The sequence below is a fragment of the Staphylococcus sp. AC872 genome (assembly GCF_979255425.1).
The window spans coordinates 178,716-198,872 of record NZ_CEEDKW010000005.1; the positions used below are offsets into that span (position 1 = coordinate 178,716).

A 20,157-nucleotide genomic window follows, 5' to 3' on the forward strand; every position below is an offset into this window, starting at 1 on the left:
AAAATAAACTGATGATTAAAATATAAATCATCAGTTTACTATATCACAATTCAATTCTAGATAAAAGTTATACAAAACGGATATCACTTGGTTTAAATAACTTAACTAAATCAGTTAAAAAAGCTGAATTTTTCTTAATATAACCTAATCTTGACATTTCATTTGTTTGATCATTGAATGATAAAACCTCAATGGATTGATCTATATTTTCCTGATCTAAATATTGATAGAACCCTTCAACTTGATCAACTTTTCTAACAATAATTTGTTTGGTTTGGTTCAATTTCAATGATTCAAATGCTTCCTCTGTATAAATATCATTGATAATCAACTGCGTTTTTCCATTTCGTTTATCGAATTTTCCTTGAACGACATAAATTTGTTCCTCAGATATATCAAGTTCATATTTTTTAAATTGATTTGGAAATATGACGCCATCCAGTAAATGAATACCATCATTCAAGGTTACGAATGCCATATTTTGACCATTCTTTGTTCTAATTCGTTTAATTTGATCAAACTGCACTAAAATAGGCTGATGGTTTTTGGCATTACTTAATTTGTATATCGTTAAATATTGTTTCTTGTTAAATTCTTTCTCTACAGGGTGCTTAGAGATATAAAATCCTAAGTATTCTTTTTCATATTCACTTATTAATTGATCTGGTAATTCTTCTTTTTCTTCATAAGATTGTTTTGGTGTGAAGAAATCGAATAACATATCATCTTGTTCTATATCGGTTACTTGATCAATGACTTGGTCAATTGAATGTAATAAAGTAGCTCGATTTTTACCGAATATATCAAAGGCACCCACTAAAATTAAAGATTCTAATAATTTTCGGGTTTTTACTCTTTTAGGTAATCGTCTTGCAAAATCAAAGAAATCTTTAAAGTCACCATTTTGATATCTTTCGTCTACGATCAGTTTCACACTTTGATATCCCGCACCTTTAATAGCACCTAGTGATAAATAGATACCATCGCTTGTTGCTTTATAGAACCAATGACTTTCGTTTATATTGGGTGGTAGTATCGTAATACTCTGATGTTTAGCCTCATCAATCATAGCAGCTGTTTTTTTCTCACTGCCAATTACATTACTTAATATATTGGCATAGAAATAATTAGGATAATGCACTTTTAAATAACTCATTATATAAGCGATTTTCGAATAACTAACTGCATGTGCTCTAGGAAAACCATAATCAGCAAATTTTAATATTAAATCAAAAATTTGTTTACTCATATATTCGTCGTAGCCATTTTGTTTAGCACCATCAACAAAGTGCTGTCTTTCACTTTCAAGTACGGCTCTATTCTTTTTACTCATTGCACGTCTTAAAATATCTGCTTCACCATAACTAAAGTTGGCAAATTGACTAGCGATTTGCATAATTTGCTCTTGATAAATAATAACGCCATAGGTATTTTTCAAAATAGGTGCTAAGTCTTTGTGTAAATATTCAACTTTTGATGGGTCATGTCTTCGTGTAATATAAGTTGGAATTTCTTCCATAGGTCCAGGTCTATATAACGAAGTAACAGCAACGATATCTTCGAAATGTTCAGGTTTTAACTTTTTCAATACTCGGCGTACGCCATCTGACTCTAATTGGAAAATACCAGTCGTATCTCCTTGAGACAATAATTCAAAAACTTTTGGATCGTCAAAAGGTATACGTTCTATTTCAATGTTGATATTCAAATCCTTTTTAACTTGATTGATAATTTGATGAATGATGGATAGATTTCTTAAACCTAAAAAGTCAATTTTTAATAAACCAATGCGTTCAGCTTCAGTCATTGTCCATTGTGTTAGTAATCCTGTATCTCCTAAGGTCAAAGGTGCATACTCATACAAAGCATGATCATTAATAATAATCCCTGCTGCGTGAGTTGACGTATGTCTTGGTAGACCTTCTAACTTTTTACATATTTCAAACCATCGTTCATGACGATAATTACGATGAACAAATTGTTTGAATTCATCATTTTGATAAGCTTCTTCTAAAGTGATTCCTAATTTATGTGGGATTAATTTAGAAATTTCATTTAGCGTTATTTCATCAAACCCCATAATACGTCCCACGTCTCGTGCAACAGCTCTTGCAAGTAAATGACCAAATGTTACAATTCCGGAAACATGTAATTGACCATATTTTTCTTGAACATATTGAATGACTTTTTCACGTCGTGTATCTTCAAAATCAATATCAATATCAGGCATCGTTACTCGTTCGGGATTTAAAAAACGTTCAAAAAGTAAATTAAATCTTATAGGATCTATTGTTGTAATACCAAGTAGATAACTTACCAATGAGCCTGCTGAAGATCCACGCCCTGGTCCAACCATCACATCATGTGTTTTAGCATAATGAATTAAATCACTTACGATTAAGAAATAATCTTCAAAGCCCATATTTGTGATAATGTCATACTCATGTTTTAATCTTTTCCAATATTCTGGTTGTTTCAAATTTAAATGATTTAACTGATCTTCAAGTTTCTGCCATAAGTATATTTTAGAAGTTTCACCATTAGGCGTTTGGAACTGAGGTAATAAAGATTGATGATAATTTAACTCTGCGGTACACATTTGTGCAATTTTGTCAGTATTAACAATTAATTCGTCACTACATTCCAAATTTCGAAGTTCATTTTTATTAAATACATGTTCATGGTAATCTTCTTGTTCAGCTACTAAATCTAATTTACTATTTTCTTTAATGGCTTGAAGTGCTGAAATCGTATCGGCATCTTCATTATTTAAATAACGCATGGTATTCAACCAAACAAACGATCTATGATTAATCGCAATACAATCTTGGTTAAGATAGACATGTTCTTTATCATTAAAAGCATCAATAAATTGTAAATGATGTTCTTCGGCACTTTTAAATATGATGACGAGATGATTTGCATAACGTTTCAACCACTCAATAGGAATATCTTCTTTTTCTTTCATTTTAATCGCTGATGATAATTGATATAAATCTTTTAAGCCATCATTATTTTGTGCCAATAGTACAGTCTCCAATTGATACAACCCATCAGTTAAATAGACGGTCATACCAAAAACGGGGTGTATCCCCGCTTCTAAACACGCATCATAAAATTTAGGATAGCCATACAAAACATTAGTATCTGTGATTGCAAGGTGTTCAATGCCTTCGTTCTTAGCTTTTTTAACGACATCCGATATTCTTAAGCTAGAATTTAATAAATCGTATGACGTATGAATATTTAAATATGCAACCATGTTTGTATGACTCCTTTCTTTTTTTATTTAATTAAGCTTTTGACGTAAAGCGTGTGCTAATGCATCAAATTCTTCCCAACTATATACTGAGACACCTGAGGCATTAGGATGACCGCCACCACCAAAATCATTTGCTATATCATTAATGACATATTGCCCTTTAGAGCGTAAACGACATCGAATTTGATCTCCTTCGTCTACACCAAACATCCAGATTTTAAGTCCTTGAATATCTGCTACTGTATTTACAAATTGAGATGCTTCATTTGCTTTAATTTTATATTGCTCTAATACATCTTTAGTAATTTTGACTTGGCAGTAGCCATCACTATGCAATTCGAAATTTTGTAGTACATAACCTTGAAATGGCATTAAGCGAGGGTCCTTTTCAGACATTTTATTGAGCTCAGCATTATGATCAAATGGGAAACCAAGTAGTTTTCCTGCAACTTCCATTGTATGTTGTGTTGTATTACCGAATAAGAAGCGGCCAGTATCTCCTACAATACCTAGATATAGTACACGTGCGACATCTTCATTAATGATACTTTCATCATTGAAATGAGAAATCATATCGTAAATGATCTCACTTGTAGAAGAAGCATCTGTATTAACTAAATTAATATCACCGTATTGATCTACTGCTGGGTGATGGTCAATCTTCAATACTTTCTTTCCTAATTTAAACCTTTGGTCATCCACACGTGGCGCATTCGCAGTATCACATACGATTACAAGCGCTTCTTTATAAGTGTTGTCCTCTACGTGATCAAATGTCCCTATAAAATTAAGTGACGCTTCTTCCTCACCCACTGCAAATATATGTTTATCAGGAAATTTAAGTTGTAAATAATATTTCAAACCTAATTGTGAACCATATGCATCTGGGTCGGGTCTTACATGTCGATGAATAATTATTGTTTCATTTGATTCAATTTCTTTCATTATATCGTTCATTAGTGTTTCCATTTTATTAACTCCTCTAGTTTATCTTTGATTAGTATCCCTCAAACATTTGACATATAACTGATGCAATCGCTACTTTTTCATTCTGACAGTACATCGTCACTTCTAATTTAGCAAAGTATCTCCCTACATCAAGCATTTCATATTTAACATCAATACCCGTTTCAATCGGCACTGTTTTCAAGTAAATGATATTTAAGCTTTCTATCATCACATTACCCTTTTTATATTTTCTCATCTCATGACGTAAAGTTTCTTCAATGATTCCTACAAATACTGCTTTACTTAAAGTACCATAATGATTAGTTAATAATGGGGATACATCAGTTTGAATACCATCATGATTAATAGTTATATGTTTGGCAATTTGATCATTAATCGTTTCACCAATTTGTGGTTGTCTCCCTAATAATTGCATAGATTTCAATACATCTTGTCTATTGATAACGCCGACTGCTTTTTTATTATTATCAGTAACTGGTAGTAATTCAATACCTTCCCAGATTAATAAATGTGCACAACTCGCGACTGTGTTTGACAATTTAACACTAATTGGATGTTTCGTCATAACATCTTCAATCATATCATTGTCGCTCATATTAATAATTTCTCTACTGGTTACTATACCTACTAACTTGTAATCTTTATTCACAACAGGAAAACGTGTATGACCTGTTTCATTCGCGATTTGTTTATAATCATCCAAAGTCATCGTGTTTAATAATACAGAAAGTTCGTTTATTGGTTTCACAATATCTTCTACCACTAAAATTTCTTTCCGGATTTTTTGATTGAACATAGCGCGGTTAATAATATTTGCAACTAAGAACGTATCATAGCTAGATGATAATACTGGTAAGTCATGCTCATCAGCATACTGAATGACTTCTTTTGTTGGCTGAAATCCACCTGTAATTAAAATGGCTGTACCACGTTTCAATACTTCGAGTTGTACATTTCTTCTATTTCCTATAATTAATAAAGTTTGTGGTCCAATATATCTTAAGATATCACTTAATTCCATAGCACCAATGGCAAAGTTTGAGACTGTTTTATTGACGCCATTCTTACCGGCAATAATTTGGCCTTCAACAATATTGGCAATTTCATTAAATGTTAAATTATCTATTTCATCTCGATTTCGTTTTTCAATCCTAACGGTCCCCACTCTATCAATAGTTGTAACTAATCCTATCTGCCCCGCATCCTTAATTGCTCTATAGGCTGTACCTTCAGAAACAGCTAAATCTTTGGCGATTTTTCTAACTGAAATTTTTGAACCAATTGCTAATGATTCAATATGTTTTAAAATTTGTTCATGTTTAGTCATTACGTTACCTCTTCTTAGAACAATGTTATGCCTATTATAACTTTTTAATCAAAAAAAGTCATTGACGCACACTCCTAAATATTCAAAACCCTAATATTAAATTTACAACTTTTGTAAAATGGTAATTTTATTAAAAAACCTTTTAATTTAAATGGAAATATCCATCTTTTTTTATTAGAATGGAATTGAGGAGGGGTGGACTTATGTATAAAAAGATTTTACTAGGTGTAGACACTCAATTAAAAAATGAAAAAGCTTTAGAAGAAGTATCTAAACTTGCTGCAGATGACGCGGTAGTCACTATTTTAAATGCTATTAATGAACAAGATGCTCAAGCATCTATCAAAGCTGGTGTTCATTTAGACAAAATTACCGAAGAACGTAGTAAACGTTTAGAAAAAACACGTAACATATTAGAAAGCTATGGTATTGATTACGATCAAATTATTGTTCGTGGTAATGCTAAAGAAGAACTGCTCAAACATGCAAATAGCGGTAAATATGAAATCGTGGTTTTAAGTAACCGCAAAGCTGAAGAAAAGAAAAAATTCGTTCTTGGTAGCGTAAGTCACAAAGTTGCTAAACGAGCAACTATCCCTGTGCTTATCGTAAAATAATATCTTACTTAACTCATTTACACTAGTTATCTATAAAGACTTACTCGTCTTTACTAGATAATTAGTGTTTTTTATTTACTGAAAAATAAGAGCGGGACGGAAATAACATTTTAATAAAATTTATTTCCGTCCTGCTCCGACAAAATTGACTAGAATTGAACCTCTTGTCCTGGCTCTAATATTTGAACTTCCCCTACTTTAACTGCATCTTTAAATTGCTCTGGATCTTGTTCAATTAATGGGAAAGTATTGTAATGAACTGGTACTGAAATGCTAGGCTTAATGAATTCATTTATAGCATAAGCTGCATCATCTATGCCCATTGTGAAATTATCACCAATTGGGATAAAGCATACATCTACAGGATGTCGTTTAGCTATTAATTCCATATCACTAAATAGACCTGTATCTCCTGTATGGTAAATAGTTTTACCTTCTGCTTCAATTACAACACCCATTGGCATACCTAAATATACAGGAATACCATTTTCATGTGTATAACTTGAACTATGGAAAGCTTGTACGTATTTAACGCTACCGAAATCTAATTCAGCTTTACCACCAATGTTCATACCTCTTACATTTTCTACACCATGATAAGTGCTTAAATATCCAGCAATTTCTGCGCAACCGATAACTGTAGCGTGATTTCTATTAGCTAATTCTACTACATCGCCAAAGTGGTCTTCATGACCATGAGTTAAAATAATATAATCTACATCTAATCTTTGTTCATCTAAATCACATTTATCATTTCCTGAAATAAAAGGATCTACAATGACTTTTTTACCGTTTCCTTCAAAATAAATTGTTGATTGACCATGAAATGAAAGTTTCATTATCTTAGCCCTCCTAATCGTTTATATGCTTATTATACCCTAGCAACTATGTTTTATAACACGAAAGTAAAGGAATGATTCAAACTTTGAAATATGTTGTTTTTTAGCATAAAATTAAGTTAATCATTTTAAGGAGGAAAAACTTCATGACAAAAATCAATGAAATTATTAATTATCTACAAAAAGAAAATGCTGATGCTGCTTGGATTACTACACCACTAAACATCTATTACTTTACTGGCTATCGTAGCGAACCACACGAAAGATTATTTGCATTATTAATTCAAGCTAGTGGTGAAACAGTGTTATTCTGTCCTAAAATGGAAGTTGAAGAAGTTAAAGCATCTCCTTTTGACGGTCAAATTATAGGTTATTTAGACACTGAAAATCCTTTCGATTTATACCAACAATCATTTCAACATATGCTTATCGAAAGTGAGCATTTAACAGTTAAACGCCAACGTGAAATAACACAAGCATTTCATGTTGAACAATATGGTGATATCGACCAAACAATTAAAAATTTAAGAAATATCAAGTCAATTGATGAAATTGAAAAAATTAAGCATGCTGCTCATTTAGCAGATAAATGTATTGAAATCGGTGTGAACTATTTAAAAGAAGGAATCAGTGAACGTGAAGTTGTAAATCATATTGAAAATGAAATTAAGAAATATGGTGTGAATGAAATGAGCTTTGACACTATGGTATTATTTGGCGATCACGCTGCTTCACCACATGGTGTTCCAGGTAATCGTCAATTACAAAATAATGAGCTAGTTCTCTTCGATTTAGGTGTCATCTATAATCACTATTGTAGTGACATGACTAGAACAGTACAATATGGTACACCTAGCAAAGAAGCATTAGATATATATAATATTGTTCTTGATGCTGAAAAATCAGCAATTGATGCTATTCGTCCAGGTGTTAAATTAAAAGAAATAGATAAAATCGCGAGAGATATTATTGATCAATCGGGCTATGGCGACTACTTCCCTCATCGTCTTGGTCATGGTTTAGGCTTAGAAGAACATGAATACCAAGATGTTTCTAGCACTAACGATAATGTTTTAGAAGCGGGAATGGTCATTACCATTGAACCTGGTATTTACGTTCCTGGTGTTGCTGGTGTTCGTATTGAAGATGATATCTTAGTTACAGATAGCGGTTGTGAAATCTTAACGCATTACGAAAAATAATTCTGTCTTAAATATTATTAACGCCCTCAAATGAGTTGGATACATTTGAGGGCGTTATTTATATTTTGAAGATTTTGGATTATTTTAATGCATCTTCAACAGTTGTGTATTTCATATTGAATGCTTCTGCAACACCTTGATGTGTTACATGACCTTTATACGTATTTAAACCTAAAGATAAAGCATGGTTAGATTTAAATGCCTCTCTATAGCCTTTGTTTGCTAATATCTGAGCAAAAGGTAATGTAGCATTATTCAATGCTAATGTAGATGTACGTGGTACTGCACCAGGCATATTAGCAACTGCATAATGAACAACGCCATGTTTGATATATGTTGGATCATCATGTGTTGAAATTTTATCTGTTGTTTCAAAAATACCACCTTGGTCAATTGCGATATCTACAATTACAGAACCATTTTTCATTTGTTTAATCATATCTTCTGTTACAAGATTTGGTGCTTTAGCGCCAGGAATTAATACTGCCCCTATTACTAAATCACTATCTTTAACATACATTTCAATATTTAATGGGTTAGACATAATGGTATGCACTCTACCATTAAATAGATCATCTAACTCTTGTAAACGTTTAGGATTGACGTCTAATACAGTTACATCAGCACCTAAACCTAATGCAATTTTAGCTGCATTTGTACCTGCTTGGCCTCCACCAATAATTGTTACTTTACCTTTAGGTACACCTGGTACACCACCAAGTAAGATACCCATTCCACCATTAAATTTTTGTAAAAATTCAGCACCGATTTGTGTTGCCATTCTACCTGCAACCTCGCTCATCGGACTTAACAATGGTAATGATCGATCTGGCAATTGTACTGTTTCATAAGCAATACCAATCACTTTATTATCTACAAGTGCTTGTGTAAGTTTTTCTTCATTTGCTAAATGTAAATAAGTGAATAAAATTAGCCCCTCTTTGAAATATTGATATTCTTCTTCTAATGGTTCTTTAACTTTAACGACCATATCAACATCCCAGACTTGTGACGCTTCTGAAACAATGTCAGCTCCTGCTTCTTTATAATCTATATCTTCAAAGTATGAGCCCATTCCAGCATTAGTTTCAACTAAAACAGTGTGTCCTTGTTCAACCAAGGCATGTACACCGCTTGGTGATAGACTTACTCTGTTTTCATTGTTTTTTATCTCTTTAGGAATACCTATTTTCATTCCACACACCTCCTCCATTATAGTAACGCGAAAGCCTACTAAAACACAAATGAAAGCGCCTACAAAAATACACAAAAATGTTAATTTTTAGAGTAATATTTTCTGAAAAATGTGGTAATATATAAGTAAGAAAAGACGAAAGGGGTACTGACGATGATTACTTACAAAAATATTTTAATCGCAGTCGACGGTTCACACGAAGCAGAATGGGCATTTAATAAAGCAGTTGGCGTAGCAAAACGTAACGATGCTAAACTAACAATTGTGAATGTCATTGATTCAAGAACTTATTCTTCTTATGAGGTATATGATGCTCAATTTACTGAAAAATCAAAACACTTCTCTGAAGAGTTATTAAATGGTTATAAAGAAGTTGCTACAAATGCTGGTGTTACAAACGTTGAAACGCGTTTAGAATTTGGTTCACCAAAAGCAATTATCCCTAAAAAAATCGCACCTGAAGTTGGTGCAGACTTAATTATGAGTGGTACGTCAGGTCTTAATGCCGTTGAGCGTTTTATCGTAGGCTCTGTTTCTGAAGCCATCGTTAGACACGCACCATGTGACGTACTAGTAGTAAGAACTGAAGAAATGCCAAATGATTTCCAACCTCAAGTTGCTACACCACAATTACGTGAAAGATATTCAAATTAATTAATAATAAAAATAGTGATTGAAATAATCATTTTTGTGCCAGTAAATGAGATCATTTACTGGCCTTTTAATATGTTGTTTAAGTTTGCTTCTATTTTTCGTAATATTTAATTTAAATTATCTGTTCTTTCACTATACGAAATCTGATTATCTCTTCAAACTAAAAAAAGGAACGACAATGTCGCTCCTTTTTATGCAATTTCTATTTTGATTCAACGTTTTCATCTGAAGATGTTTCTTCAGTTTCTAAACCACCATATTTAATAACATCTCTAGATATCATTACTTCTTCATCTGTAGGTACTACAAGTACTTTAACAGGTGAATGTGGATAGTTAATATCTCCTTCTTCACCATGGAGGTTTTCATTTTTCTTAGGATCCCAATAAACGCCCATAAATTCTAAGCCTTCTAATACTTTACCACGAATAATATGAGAGTTTTCACCTATTCCTGCTGTAAATACAATGACATCTACACCGTGCATTCTTGCGGCATATGAACCGATGTATTTATGAATTTTAGAAGCAAATAAATCAAGTGCTACACGCGCTCTATGACGACCATGTTTAGCTTCTTCCGTTAAATCACGTAAGTCACTTGAAGTACCAGTAATACCTAATAAACCAGATTCTTTATTTAAGATATTAAGTACTTCATCAGCATTTTTACCAGTTTTTTCCATAATATATGGAATTAAAGCTGGATCTAAGTTACCTGAACGTGTACCCATAGTAACACCTGCTAATGGTGTGAATCCCATTGACGTATCAATTGACTCTCCGCCATCAATAGCAGCGATTGAAGCACCGTTACCAATATGACATGAAATAATACGTAAATCTTCAATTGGTTTACCTAATATTTCTGCAGCACGTCGTGATACATATTTATGACTAGTGCCATGGAAACCATATTTACGGATACCATAATCTTCATAATAACGATATGGCAAGCTATATAAATATGCTTGTTCAGGCATAGTTTGGTGGAAAGATGTATCAAAAACAGCAACGTGTGGGATATCAGGTAATAACTTTCTAAATGCTCTAATACCCATTAAATTGGCAGGGTTATGCAATGGTGCTAGTTCACTTAATGCCTCAATTTGCTGTTCAACTTCATCAGTCACAACTACTGATTTAGGGAATGTTTCACCACCGTGCACTACTCGGTGACCTGTACCTTGAATCTCATTGATATCTTCGATAATGTGATGTTCTTTAAATTTCTCTAACATCAAGTTAACTGCTTCTTCATGATCTTTAATATCTCTGACTTCAGTTAATTTTTCCCCTTCAACAAGAATTGTAAAAATAGAATCGTCCATACCAATTCTTTCTACTACGCCTTTTGTTACTGTTTTTTCTTCAGGCATTCTAATAAGCTGGAATTTCAAAGATGAACTACCAGCATTAATCGCCAAAATTAATTTTGACATAAGATTTTGTCCTCCATCATTTGTTTAGTTATATTTTTCACATTTTATTTTATCATTAATACAGTTTGAATTCTATACTGTTACAGATTATTTTTTTGTATGATTTGTGTCCATCCATTGATTTAATTCAGTAATAAAACCTTGGAATTGTTGTGGATTTTTAAAATCAGGTATATTCGCTAAGAACACTTCAACTGGTTTTGTTACTTCTGCTTTTTTCTTCTGTAATATAAGTATAGATTTTCGTGCTTTTTCATTTTTAAATAACGTAGGTGGTAGATTTAAAAATGCTTGCATTTCTGTTTCTGTAGTAATGAATTTTTCTAACTGTTTCACATGTTCTCCTGAGAACAACTCACTAGGAACAACTAAAAATGCATATCCTGCCCCTTTTAATGCATTAACAGCTTGTTCAATTAGTAAGTAATGGGAGTAACTATGCCCCTCTTCGAAACCTAATTTCATTTCTTTACTACGTTCGTCTACTGGATAATAGCCAATCGGTAAATCACCAATGACAATATCAGATTCTTCTAATGGTAATGGCATAATTGCATCTTGTGGATATACATCAAAAGGTATTTCCAAATAATTTGCAAGATGGACGCTCACTCTAGAAAGCACTGGATCTACTTCAATAAGATGATGCATAATAGTCGTCTCAGTTAATACTTCCTTAACAGCAGCACTTAAATGGCCTGCACCACTTGCAATATCAACAACATGCAACTCTTCTTTATCTTGTGTAAATCGTTGTACTAAAAATCCTAAAATCAAACCGATTGAATCTGGTGTAATTTGATGATTAGCCTGTATATTTTCCTCTTGCATTAAACTTAAATATGCAAATTGGAATGCCTTTCTTCTATCTTGAAGTGTAGCTTGTTCTAACATTTCTCGTTGATTAGTATAGATATCTTCCATCGCTAGTCCTAGATTTTCTATAAAACTTTGCCCATTTTCTTGGTTTAAAGTCTTCGCTTTTTCATCTAAATGATGGAATAATCTTTCCATAATCGTATTTTCTTCTGCCATTTAAATCCCTCTCTATAAAAAGCATCCATCGCTTTCATAGTGAAATCAGTTGCTGTCATATTATCACTTGTTAAAACAATGGATGCTTATTTCTCACACTATATTCTAAAAGTTTCCACCTTTAGACAAATAGTTGTAAATCTCAATTTATAAATTTTGATATGCTTCTAAAGCTTTTTCGAAATCTGGGAAGTTTGTACCTTCACTTACAATTTCTTTATATACCACTTTGTTGTCTTGATCTAGTACGAAAACGGAGCGCGCTAATAATCGCATTCCTTCCATAACTACACCAAAGTTTTCACCAAATGATAAATCTCTATGGTCGCTTAATGTCACTACATTATCTAAGCCATTAGATGCACACCATCTTTTTTGTGCAAATGGTAGGTCAACTGAAATTGTTAATACAACACCATCTTCTTGTGATGCTTCTTCATTAAATTTACGTGTTTGTTGATCACATACACCAGTATCGATTGATGGAACAACACTAATCAATTTTTTCTTATTAGCATAGTCATCTAAAGATTTTTGATTTAAATCGTTATCTAGTACTGTGAAATTTGGGGCAACATCTCCTTCATTCACTTGTTGTCCTGATAATGTTACCGGGTTATTTTTAAATGTAATTTCAGTCATAAATATGACCTCCTATTTATATTTTTCATCCATTAATATCATACGACATCAATATGACCAAATTCAATTTTAAACTTTTATATCTTAAAAATTCATTATATATATTGATAAATGATTTTTGACTTAATAACTTACAATTTGTTAATAAAAAAGCAAACCTTTGTATGAATTGATTGTTCTAGTGTCTAAGTACATCAACTTCATTAAAGATTTGCTTTTATTTTAATTATATTAATTTATGAAAATAGGTAATAAGTAGTCATATGCATTTTTCAATATCAATACTGCAGTGACTGTTATAAATAGCAATTTAACATACCCTACACCTTTGCTTATAGCAAATTGTGCACCAACGTATGAACCAATAATCATGCTGACTGCCATAATTAGTCCATAAAAATAATCAACTTGTCCTAATATCATAAATAGTATTAAAGCCCCTACATTGGATGCAAAATTAAGCACTTTAGCATTGCCTGCTGCACTTAAAAAATCAAAACCAAACATGAGTAATACAAATAACATAAATGATCCTGTACCACCGCCTATAAACCCATCATAGAAACCGATAATAAGATATGCTGTGAAAAACATCACGGCTTTCATTGGTGTGAAGGTGGTGAATGTTCTTATTGAACCCCAATCTTTTTTAACTAACGTATAAATAAATACTAATGACAACGCAACTATAATTAATGGTTTTAAAAGGTGTGCAGGTAGGATTGTTGCTAAATAAGCACCACCTGAAGATGCTATTAGGACAAATGGAAACAATTTTGACACTATTTTTAAATCAACATTACCTGATCTAATAAACTTGATAGTACTTGTCAGCGTCCCAAATGAACTTGCTAATTTATTTGTTCCCAATGCAACAGCAGGTGGGAGACCTATTGCTAGTAGTGCTGGAGTAGAAATTAATCCTCCACCACCAACGACTGAATCTATAAATGATGCTAAAAATCCAAACAAAACAATAATCAATATGACATATATATCCCAATCCATGTCATGACCCCTTTGCGATTATTTATTAGAATAAATCTTCCATTAAAGCATCTGTTGATTTATCTTTTTCAGATTTATAATTTTTATCTACTACAATTGTTTCTATATTTTCAACTGCATCATCTACCATACTATCAAAGTTAAACACACTTTCGTATTCCATCACTTTATTAAAGTCTGGTTCAGTTACTGGGTTTTTAGGTGTAAAAATAGTACAACAATCTTCATAAGGTTGAATAGAAACTTCAAATGTACCAATTTCTTTAGCTTTCTTTACAATATCTTCCTTATCAAGTGTTAATAAAGGTCGTAACACTGGTGTTGATGTAACATGATTAATCGCATACATACTATTTAGTGTTTGACTTGCTACTTGCCCAAGGTTTTCACCGTTAACGATACCTAAAGCGCCAATTTTATGGACTAATTGATCTGCTACTCTCATCATTAATCGACGAGTTGATGTCATCGTATATCTTGGATGAACTGACTTATTGATTTGTTTTTGTAAATCTGTAAAAGGTACAATGTGCAATTTAATTGGACCAACACGTTCAGACATAATACGTGTTAATTCTATTACCTTCTCTTTAGCTTTTTCACTCGTAAATGGAGGACTATGGAAATGTATCGCTTCAATTGTCACGCCGCGTTTCATTACTTCCATACCTGCAACTGGTGAATCTATACCGCCAGATAACATTAATAAGGTCTTACCGCCTGTACCTACTGGTAGACCTCCAGATCCTTGAATGACTTCCACATATATATAGATTGCATCTAGACGTACTTCTACACGAATTTCATGTTGTGGTTGTCTCACATCTACAGTTAATCCTTCCACATTTTTTAATACCGCTCCACCGATTTCTCGTTGTAGCTCATAAGTATCTTTAGGATAGGACTTATCTGATCGCTTAACATCAATCTTAAATGTTGAACCCTTATCAAATGATTGTGCTAATTGTACAGCGACATCAGCCATGGCTTGATCATTCTTTTCTGTTTTCAATACTGGACTTATTGATTTGATACCATAGACTTTGGATAATCGATGAATGATTTCATCAATGTCCGCTTCTTCGAATAACTCAATGTACATACGATCTCTTTTACCTTTAATATGGAATCCATCTAAGGGCTTTAAAGCTCGTGTCACATTGGTTTTTAATTGGTTCACAAATTTTTTACGGTTAGAACCTTTAAGTGTTAACTCACCATATATAACTATTAAATGGTCATATTTCATTACTTCAACAACTCCTTCACTTCTTCATATATCATTTCAAATTTTTCTTTAAAGCTATCGATATCTTTTTGTGTAGTCATTTGCCCCATTGATATCCTAATACTTCCTTCAATTTGTTTTTCTGAAATACCCATTGCAAGTAATACTTCATTGAGCTTACCTCTTTTTGAAGAGCACGCGCTCGTAGTTGATACCATAATATCTTGTTTAGAGAATGCATTGACTAACACTTCACCTTTGACGCCAGGAAATCCTATATTGATGATTTGTGGAGCAGCATCTTTAGGTGAGTTTATTTTAACACCAGGATAAGATTGAACCATCTCTCTAATTTGTTGTTGGTAAGACGTCAACTTCTGATGCAATTCATCCGTCTGTTTCACTGCATTATTAATAGCTTTTACCATAGATACTGCCATAGGTAAATTAACTGTACCACTGCGCACACCAAATTCTTGTCCTCCACCATGTATAATGGGTTCGATATTATGTGCTGTTCTTGTGATTAAAAGTCCTTGTCCTTTTAAACCGTTAAATTTATGACCACTTAAACTTAAACTATCAATACCTTCTAAATCTAATGGTATTTTACCTAAAGCTTGAACTGCATCTACGTGAAAATGCACTTTAGGGTAATCTTTTAGCACATTGACAATTTGTTGTATTGGTTGAATTTGCCCCATAATATTATTGACATACATACATGTCACAAGTCCTACCCGTTCATTCATGATGGATTTCAAATGTTCAATATCTATCTGACCATTTGATTTAACATTGACGTATTTTAATACGAAACCTTCTTTTTCAGCTAAATATCTTACTACTTCTAATACCGAAGGATGTTCTAATACTGATGTAATGATTTCATTGGCTGTATCTTTTTTGCGATAAGCTATTCCTTTTAGCGCTATATTATTAGATTCTGTAGCACCACTTGTAAAAATAATATCATAAGCGTTTTTTAATCTAAGTGCTTGATTAATTTGTTCTTTCGCTTGTTGCAATAATCTTTCTGCTTGTAAGCCTGCTTGATGAGGACTATTAGGATTATAATAAAGTGTTTCATTTACCTTTACAAATGAATTCAAGACACTTGGATCTACTTTGGTTGTCGCTGCATTATCTAAATAAATCACTGATAACACTTCACTTTCTACATTTTTTACTTTGCTAATTCTATATACTACTTTCCAAATATTCTTAATATCGTTTATTTACATTTTGAGAATGCAATGCGGAATTATTTGTTCAGTTCAACTATAATTATATCGTTATTTAACTAATAAAAAGCTTTTCTAAATAAGCATACTCATGCATTATACTATTTTTTTGTAAAAATAAAAGACATGACTTCCAATAAAATGGAAACCATGTCTTGATATCAATTCAAATCGTTATGATTTAATTACTTGCTCTTCAATATGTTTCGTAATTCCGGGTTCTACACTTTCAAGTGCTTGTTCTGAAATTTCAATAGAACGCTTATAACGATTGTTTTTAAATAAACGTTCTGCTTCATTTAAGCTTTTATCAACACTTTGGTGATCTTTACGATATCTGTTACCATATTGAATTAATTTTTCAGCATAAACTGCATTAATTAATACATCGTTCGCCTCATCTTCAAATGTATTCATTTGAATGACGATTTTAGCAACTTTATCTTTTAATTGTTTGACGTGAATTGGTCTTTGACTAAATTGTTCATCAACTTCACGCACCTCATAATCGATTTCATTCTTCATAATAATGAAGCGTTCTGGCACACTTGTTAAGTTTGAAGCCAATAAGCGTCGATAAACCTCTTCTTTTTTAGATTGTACGCGTAGTAAGTTATCTTCAGCTTCCGCTTCATCTTCACGTAATTGGATTAAATGGTTTTGTAATTTATCTTGCTTTTCATTAATCACACTTACATGATCTTCTAAATATTGTAAATTATCTTGTACTTCACTGTATCTAACAGCGGATTTAGACATTTCTTTAAGAATTTCATCGTATACTGAGATTAGATTTTGAATTTCATTTTCAAATTGTCTGACGCTTTGAACATCTGATTCATTAATATAGTAATTCTCACGAACATATTCAATTTCTGTTTTTAATGTATAATTCATATCTTTGGCTTTGAATAAGTCATCGGTGATAACATCTTTAGTTTCTTCAACTTCATTCTTTGCCTTAACTTCATGCTCGATTAAGTCATACATTTCATCTAACTTATCATTGATATATTCAAGTTTGTCGTTCGCTTCATTTAATTCCAATCTACTAATCATTGGTTCTACGAAACTCAATTCTGTTTTAAGGCTTTGAACAGTGCCATCCACTTTAACATGATCTAAATCATAGCCTTCAACTTTTAAATCTCTACAACCATATTTTAAATCTTGGAATTGACCAGGAAGTTCTTTTTGAGCTTCACGAATTAATTCTGGAATTTCTTCCATATATTCTTTTAATTGTTGCATTTCTTCATGTAACGCTGAAATATGGTTATGCGCCTGAACATAATTGCCGTCTGCTTTTAAAACTTCATATTGAGATAACTTTGGTTCAAAGTTTTCAATTTCTGATTCTAATGGACCAGCAGCTTCACCGTATTGGTGACGATTAGCTAAAATATCTCGCTTCATTTCGCGGTGATCTACTTTGCATTTTTCATATAATGATTCGTTATCTTTATGTAATGCAACTATTTCATCAACTTGTGAAACTTGATTATTATAACTTGCTTCATATTGATCCATTAATTCATGTGCATCATCAATTTCCGCTTGAGCACCTGAAAAGTTAAACTTATCTAAAAGTTCTTCGGCATTGTGAATTTTTTCCTCAACAGGAGCTAAGTATTGATTAGTATTTTCTAAGTTGTCTTTCTTCATTGCATCGTACTTCGTTTTAGTTTCACCTTTTAGGTTTAAACTAGATAATTTTTTAATATTTTGATCAAAAGGTAATTTTTCAATATCTAATTTACGTTCTTCAGCTTTTTCAACGAGCTGTCGTTTATTCGATCGCAAATAGAACATGATACCCACAGCAATCAATATTATAACTATTATTGCTAAAATGATATATAACACCATATATACTTCTCCTCCTATGTTATCACTCTATATTATAACGTAATTTGTCTTCTCATTAAATCAGAAAATGTATTTATTGATAGAATATTTTAAACACCTTATACTTATATAAAATAACGGTTAAGGGGAGACATTATGTCAGACATCAAAAACACAAATTATGACTTACTACAAAAACAACTCATTAGCTTAATAGAGGATGAATCAAATTTAATAGCGATATTGAGTAATACATCTGCACTTCTCAATGATCACTTAGACCAAGTTAATTGGGTTGGTTTTTACTTAATTGAAAATAACGAACTGATTTTAGGTCCTTTCCAAGGTCATCCTGCTTGTGTACATATCCAAATTGGTAAGGGAGTTTGTGGTACAGCAGTCTCTAATAATGAAACACAAGTTGTTAAAGATGTCCACCAATTTCCTGGACACATTGCCTGCGATGCAAATAGTAATTCTGAAATTGTCATTCCAATACATAAGGACAATAAAATTATTGGTGTTTTAGATATTGATGCGCCAATAAAAAGCAGATTTAATGATGAAGACCGCAAAGAATTAGAAAAAGTGGTTTCAATCATAGAAAACCAAATTAAATAGTTTAATTAAAAGTATTGACTCTTACGCATAAACTGTTACAATGAAGTTTGTGTGAATTAACGAAAATAGCAGTTGTATATTATTGAGCTCTATGTTGTTCCCAATGCGGACGTGCCGTGTAACTGTCGCTATAAGGTGAAGACACATAAAACAACATATCTTAATAAGCATATAACACTCTTTTTTGTTTATTCATAACAACAAAAAAGAAAAAGGAGGAGTCTTATTATGGCTCGATTCAGAGGTTCAAACTGGAAAAAATCTCGTCGCTTAGGTATTTCTTTAAGCGGTACAGGTAAAGAATTAGAAAAACGTCCTTACGCACCAGGACAACATGGTCCAAACCAACGTAAAAAATTATCAGAATATGGTTTACAATTACGTGAAAAACAAAAATTACGTTACTTATATGGAATGACAGAACGTCAATTCCGTAACACATTTGACATCGCTGCTAAACAATACGGTGTACATGGTGAAAACTTCATGATTTTACTTGCTAGTCGTTTAGACGCAGTAGTTTACTCATTAGGTTTAGCACGTACTCGTCGTCAAGCACGTCAATTAGTTAACCATGGTCATATCGAAGTTGATGGCCGTCGTGTAGACATTCCATCATATTCATTAAAACCTGGTCAAGAAATCGCTGTTCGTGAAAAATCTCAAAAATTAAATATCATTACTGAGTCTGTTGAAATCAACAACTTTGTTCCTGAATATTTAAACTTTGATGCAGACAGCTTAAAAGGAACTTTCGTTCGTTTCCCTGAACGTAGCGAGTTACCAGCTGAAATCAATGAACAATTAATCGTTGAGTACTACTCAAGATAATATGTTTATATTCTTCACCCTTTCTCTTTGGAGATTGGGTGTTTTTTTATTTCCATAAATAATTACAGGCTGGGACATAGATATATACGTCAAGTTACATTCATATATAGGCGTAGATGACTTACACATGCGTATTGACTCATGTGTTCAAATTAAGCTTTAGCGGTATACATGAACTAAAGTTCATGCATAAA

At 32.4% G+C, this 20,157-nt stretch carries 17 protein-coding genes; 5 read left to right on the forward strand and 12 right to left on the reverse strand.

Going from position 1 to position 20,157, the window contains the following annotated elements:
• Positions 1-67: 67 nt before the first annotated feature.
• Genes ACZ267_RS09595 through ACZ267_RS09605 form a run of 3 tightly spaced genes read right to left on the reverse strand, consistent with a single transcriptional unit; the run spans position 68 to position 5,558 of the window.
• On the reverse strand, positions 68-3,262 hold the full coding sequence (locus tag ACZ267_RS09595; protein WP_015364913.1) for a DNA polymerase III subunit alpha: 3,195 nt from the start codon (positions 3,260-3,262) through the stop codon (positions 68-70).
• Positions 3,263-3,289: 27 nt separating this feature from the next.
• A complete protein-coding gene (locus ACZ267_RS09600) occupies positions 3,290-4,231 on the reverse strand; it encodes a DHH family phosphoesterase (RefSeq protein WP_015364912.1) in 942 nt (313 codons plus the stop codon).
• A 28-nt stretch (positions 4,232-4,259) separates the two neighbouring features.
• A complete protein-coding gene (locus tag ACZ267_RS09605) occupies positions 4,260-5,558 on the reverse strand; it encodes a DRTGG domain-containing protein (protein WP_002465953.1) in 1,299 nt (432 codons plus the stop codon).
• Positions 5,559-5,761: 203 nt separating this feature from the next.
• Between ACZ267_RS09605 and ACZ267_RS09610 the strand changes: the two genes are divergently transcribed.
• Positions 5,762-6,175: a universal stress protein gene (locus tag ACZ267_RS09610; protein ID WP_002452208.1), complete on the forward strand. Its 414-nt coding sequence runs from the start codon at positions 5,762-5,764 to the stop codon at positions 6,173-6,175.
• Positions 6,176-6,324: 149 nt separating this feature from the next.
• Here the strand turns inward: ACZ267_RS09610 and ACZ267_RS09615 are convergent, their stop codons facing one another.
• Positions 6,325-7,014 carry a metal-dependent hydrolase gene (locus tag ACZ267_RS09615; RefSeq protein WP_002465955.1) on the reverse strand — a complete coding sequence of 230 codons (690 nt, stop codon included), beginning with the start codon at positions 7,012-7,014 and terminating at the stop codon, positions 6,325-6,327.
• 146 nt (positions 7,015-7,160) lie between these two features.
• On the opposite strand from ACZ267_RS09615, the gene ACZ267_RS09620 reads away from it, so the two are divergent.
• Positions 7,161-8,216 carry a M24 family metallopeptidase gene (locus ACZ267_RS09620; protein ID WP_015364911.1) on the forward strand — a complete coding sequence of 352 codons (1,056 nt, stop codon included), beginning with the start codon at positions 7,161-7,163 and terminating at the stop codon, positions 8,214-8,216.
• Positions 8,217-8,295: 79 nt separating this feature from the next.
• On the opposite strand, the gene ald is transcribed toward ACZ267_RS09620, so the two are convergent.
• Positions 8,296-9,411 carry an alanine dehydrogenase gene (ald, locus tag ACZ267_RS09625; RefSeq protein ID WP_002466569.1) on the reverse strand — a complete coding sequence of 372 codons (1,116 nt, stop codon included), beginning with the start codon at positions 9,409-9,411 and terminating at the stop codon, positions 8,296-8,298.
• A gap of 153 nt (positions 9,412-9,564) precedes the next feature.
• Here ald and ACZ267_RS09630 point away from each other — a divergent pair, with 153 nt between their 5' ends.
• Positions 9,565-10,065, forward strand: coding sequence for a universal stress protein (locus tag ACZ267_RS09630; RefSeq protein WP_002452204.1), 501 nt, complete (start codon positions 9,565-9,567; stop codon positions 10,063-10,065).
• Positions 10,066-10,267: 202 nt separating this feature from the next.
• Here ACZ267_RS09630 and ACZ267_RS09635 read toward each other — a convergent pair whose 3' ends face one another.
• From ACZ267_RS09635 to ezrA, 7 genes are all read right to left on the reverse strand, one after another.
• Complete coding sequence (locus ACZ267_RS09635) at positions 10,268-11,506, reverse strand: acetate kinase (RefSeq protein WP_002466572.1); 1,239 nt, start codon at positions 11,504-11,506, stop codon at positions 10,268-10,270.
• An 87-nt stretch (positions 11,507-11,593) separates the two neighbouring features.
• Complete coding sequence (locus ACZ267_RS09640; RefSeq protein ID WP_015364910.1) at positions 11,594-12,541, reverse strand: class I SAM-dependent methyltransferase; 948 nt, start codon at positions 12,539-12,541, stop codon at positions 11,594-11,596.
• Between the two features lie 147 nt (positions 12,542-12,688).
• Entirely contained in the window at positions 12,689-13,183 is a 495-nt protein-coding gene (gene tpx / locus ACZ267_RS09645; RefSeq protein ID WP_002466570.1) for a thiol peroxidase, read from the reverse strand.
• Positions 13,184-13,414: 231 nt separating this feature from the next.
• Positions 13,415-14,191 carry a sulfite exporter TauE/SafE family protein gene (locus ACZ267_RS09650; RefSeq protein WP_002466568.1) on the reverse strand — a complete coding sequence of 259 codons (777 nt, stop codon included), beginning with the start codon at positions 14,189-14,191 and terminating at the stop codon, positions 13,415-13,417.
• A 25-nt stretch (positions 14,192-14,216) separates the two neighbouring features.
• Positions 14,217-15,440 carry a tRNA uracil 4-sulfurtransferase ThiI gene (thiI, locus tag ACZ267_RS09655; RefSeq protein ID WP_079449147.1) on the reverse strand — a complete coding sequence of 408 codons (1,224 nt, stop codon included), beginning with the start codon at positions 15,438-15,440 and terminating at the stop codon, positions 14,217-14,219.
• The gene (locus ACZ267_RS09660; RefSeq protein WP_019235951.1) at positions 15,440-16,579 is read right to left on the reverse strand and encodes a cysteine desulfurase family protein; all 1,140 of its coding nucleotides are present in this window, start codon (positions 16,577-16,579) and stop codon (positions 15,440-15,442) included. Before ACZ267_RS09660 ends, thiI begins: the two co-directional genes overlap by 1 nt.
• A 258-nt stretch (positions 16,580-16,837) precedes the next feature.
• Positions 16,838-18,532, reverse strand: a complete 1,695-nt coding sequence (ezrA, locus tag ACZ267_RS09665) for a septation ring formation regulator EzrA (RefSeq protein ID WP_002467127.1) — start codon at positions 18,530-18,532, stop codon at positions 16,838-16,840.
• Positions 18,533-18,667: 135 nt separating this feature from the next.
• On the opposite strand from ezrA, the gene ACZ267_RS09670 reads away from it, so the two are divergent.
• Positions 18,668-19,132 (forward strand): GAF domain-containing protein, encoded by a 465-nt coding sequence (locus ACZ267_RS09670; protein ID WP_002467125.1) that lies wholly within the window; start codon positions 18,668-18,670, stop codon positions 19,130-19,132.
• A gap of 228 nt (positions 19,133-19,360) precedes the next feature.
• On the forward strand, positions 19,361-19,963 hold the full coding sequence (rpsD, locus tag ACZ267_RS09675) for a 30S ribosomal protein S4 (protein ID WP_002467124.1): 603 nt from the start codon (positions 19,361-19,363) through the stop codon (positions 19,961-19,963).
• The last annotated feature ends 194 nt before the right edge of the window (positions 19,964-20,157 follow it).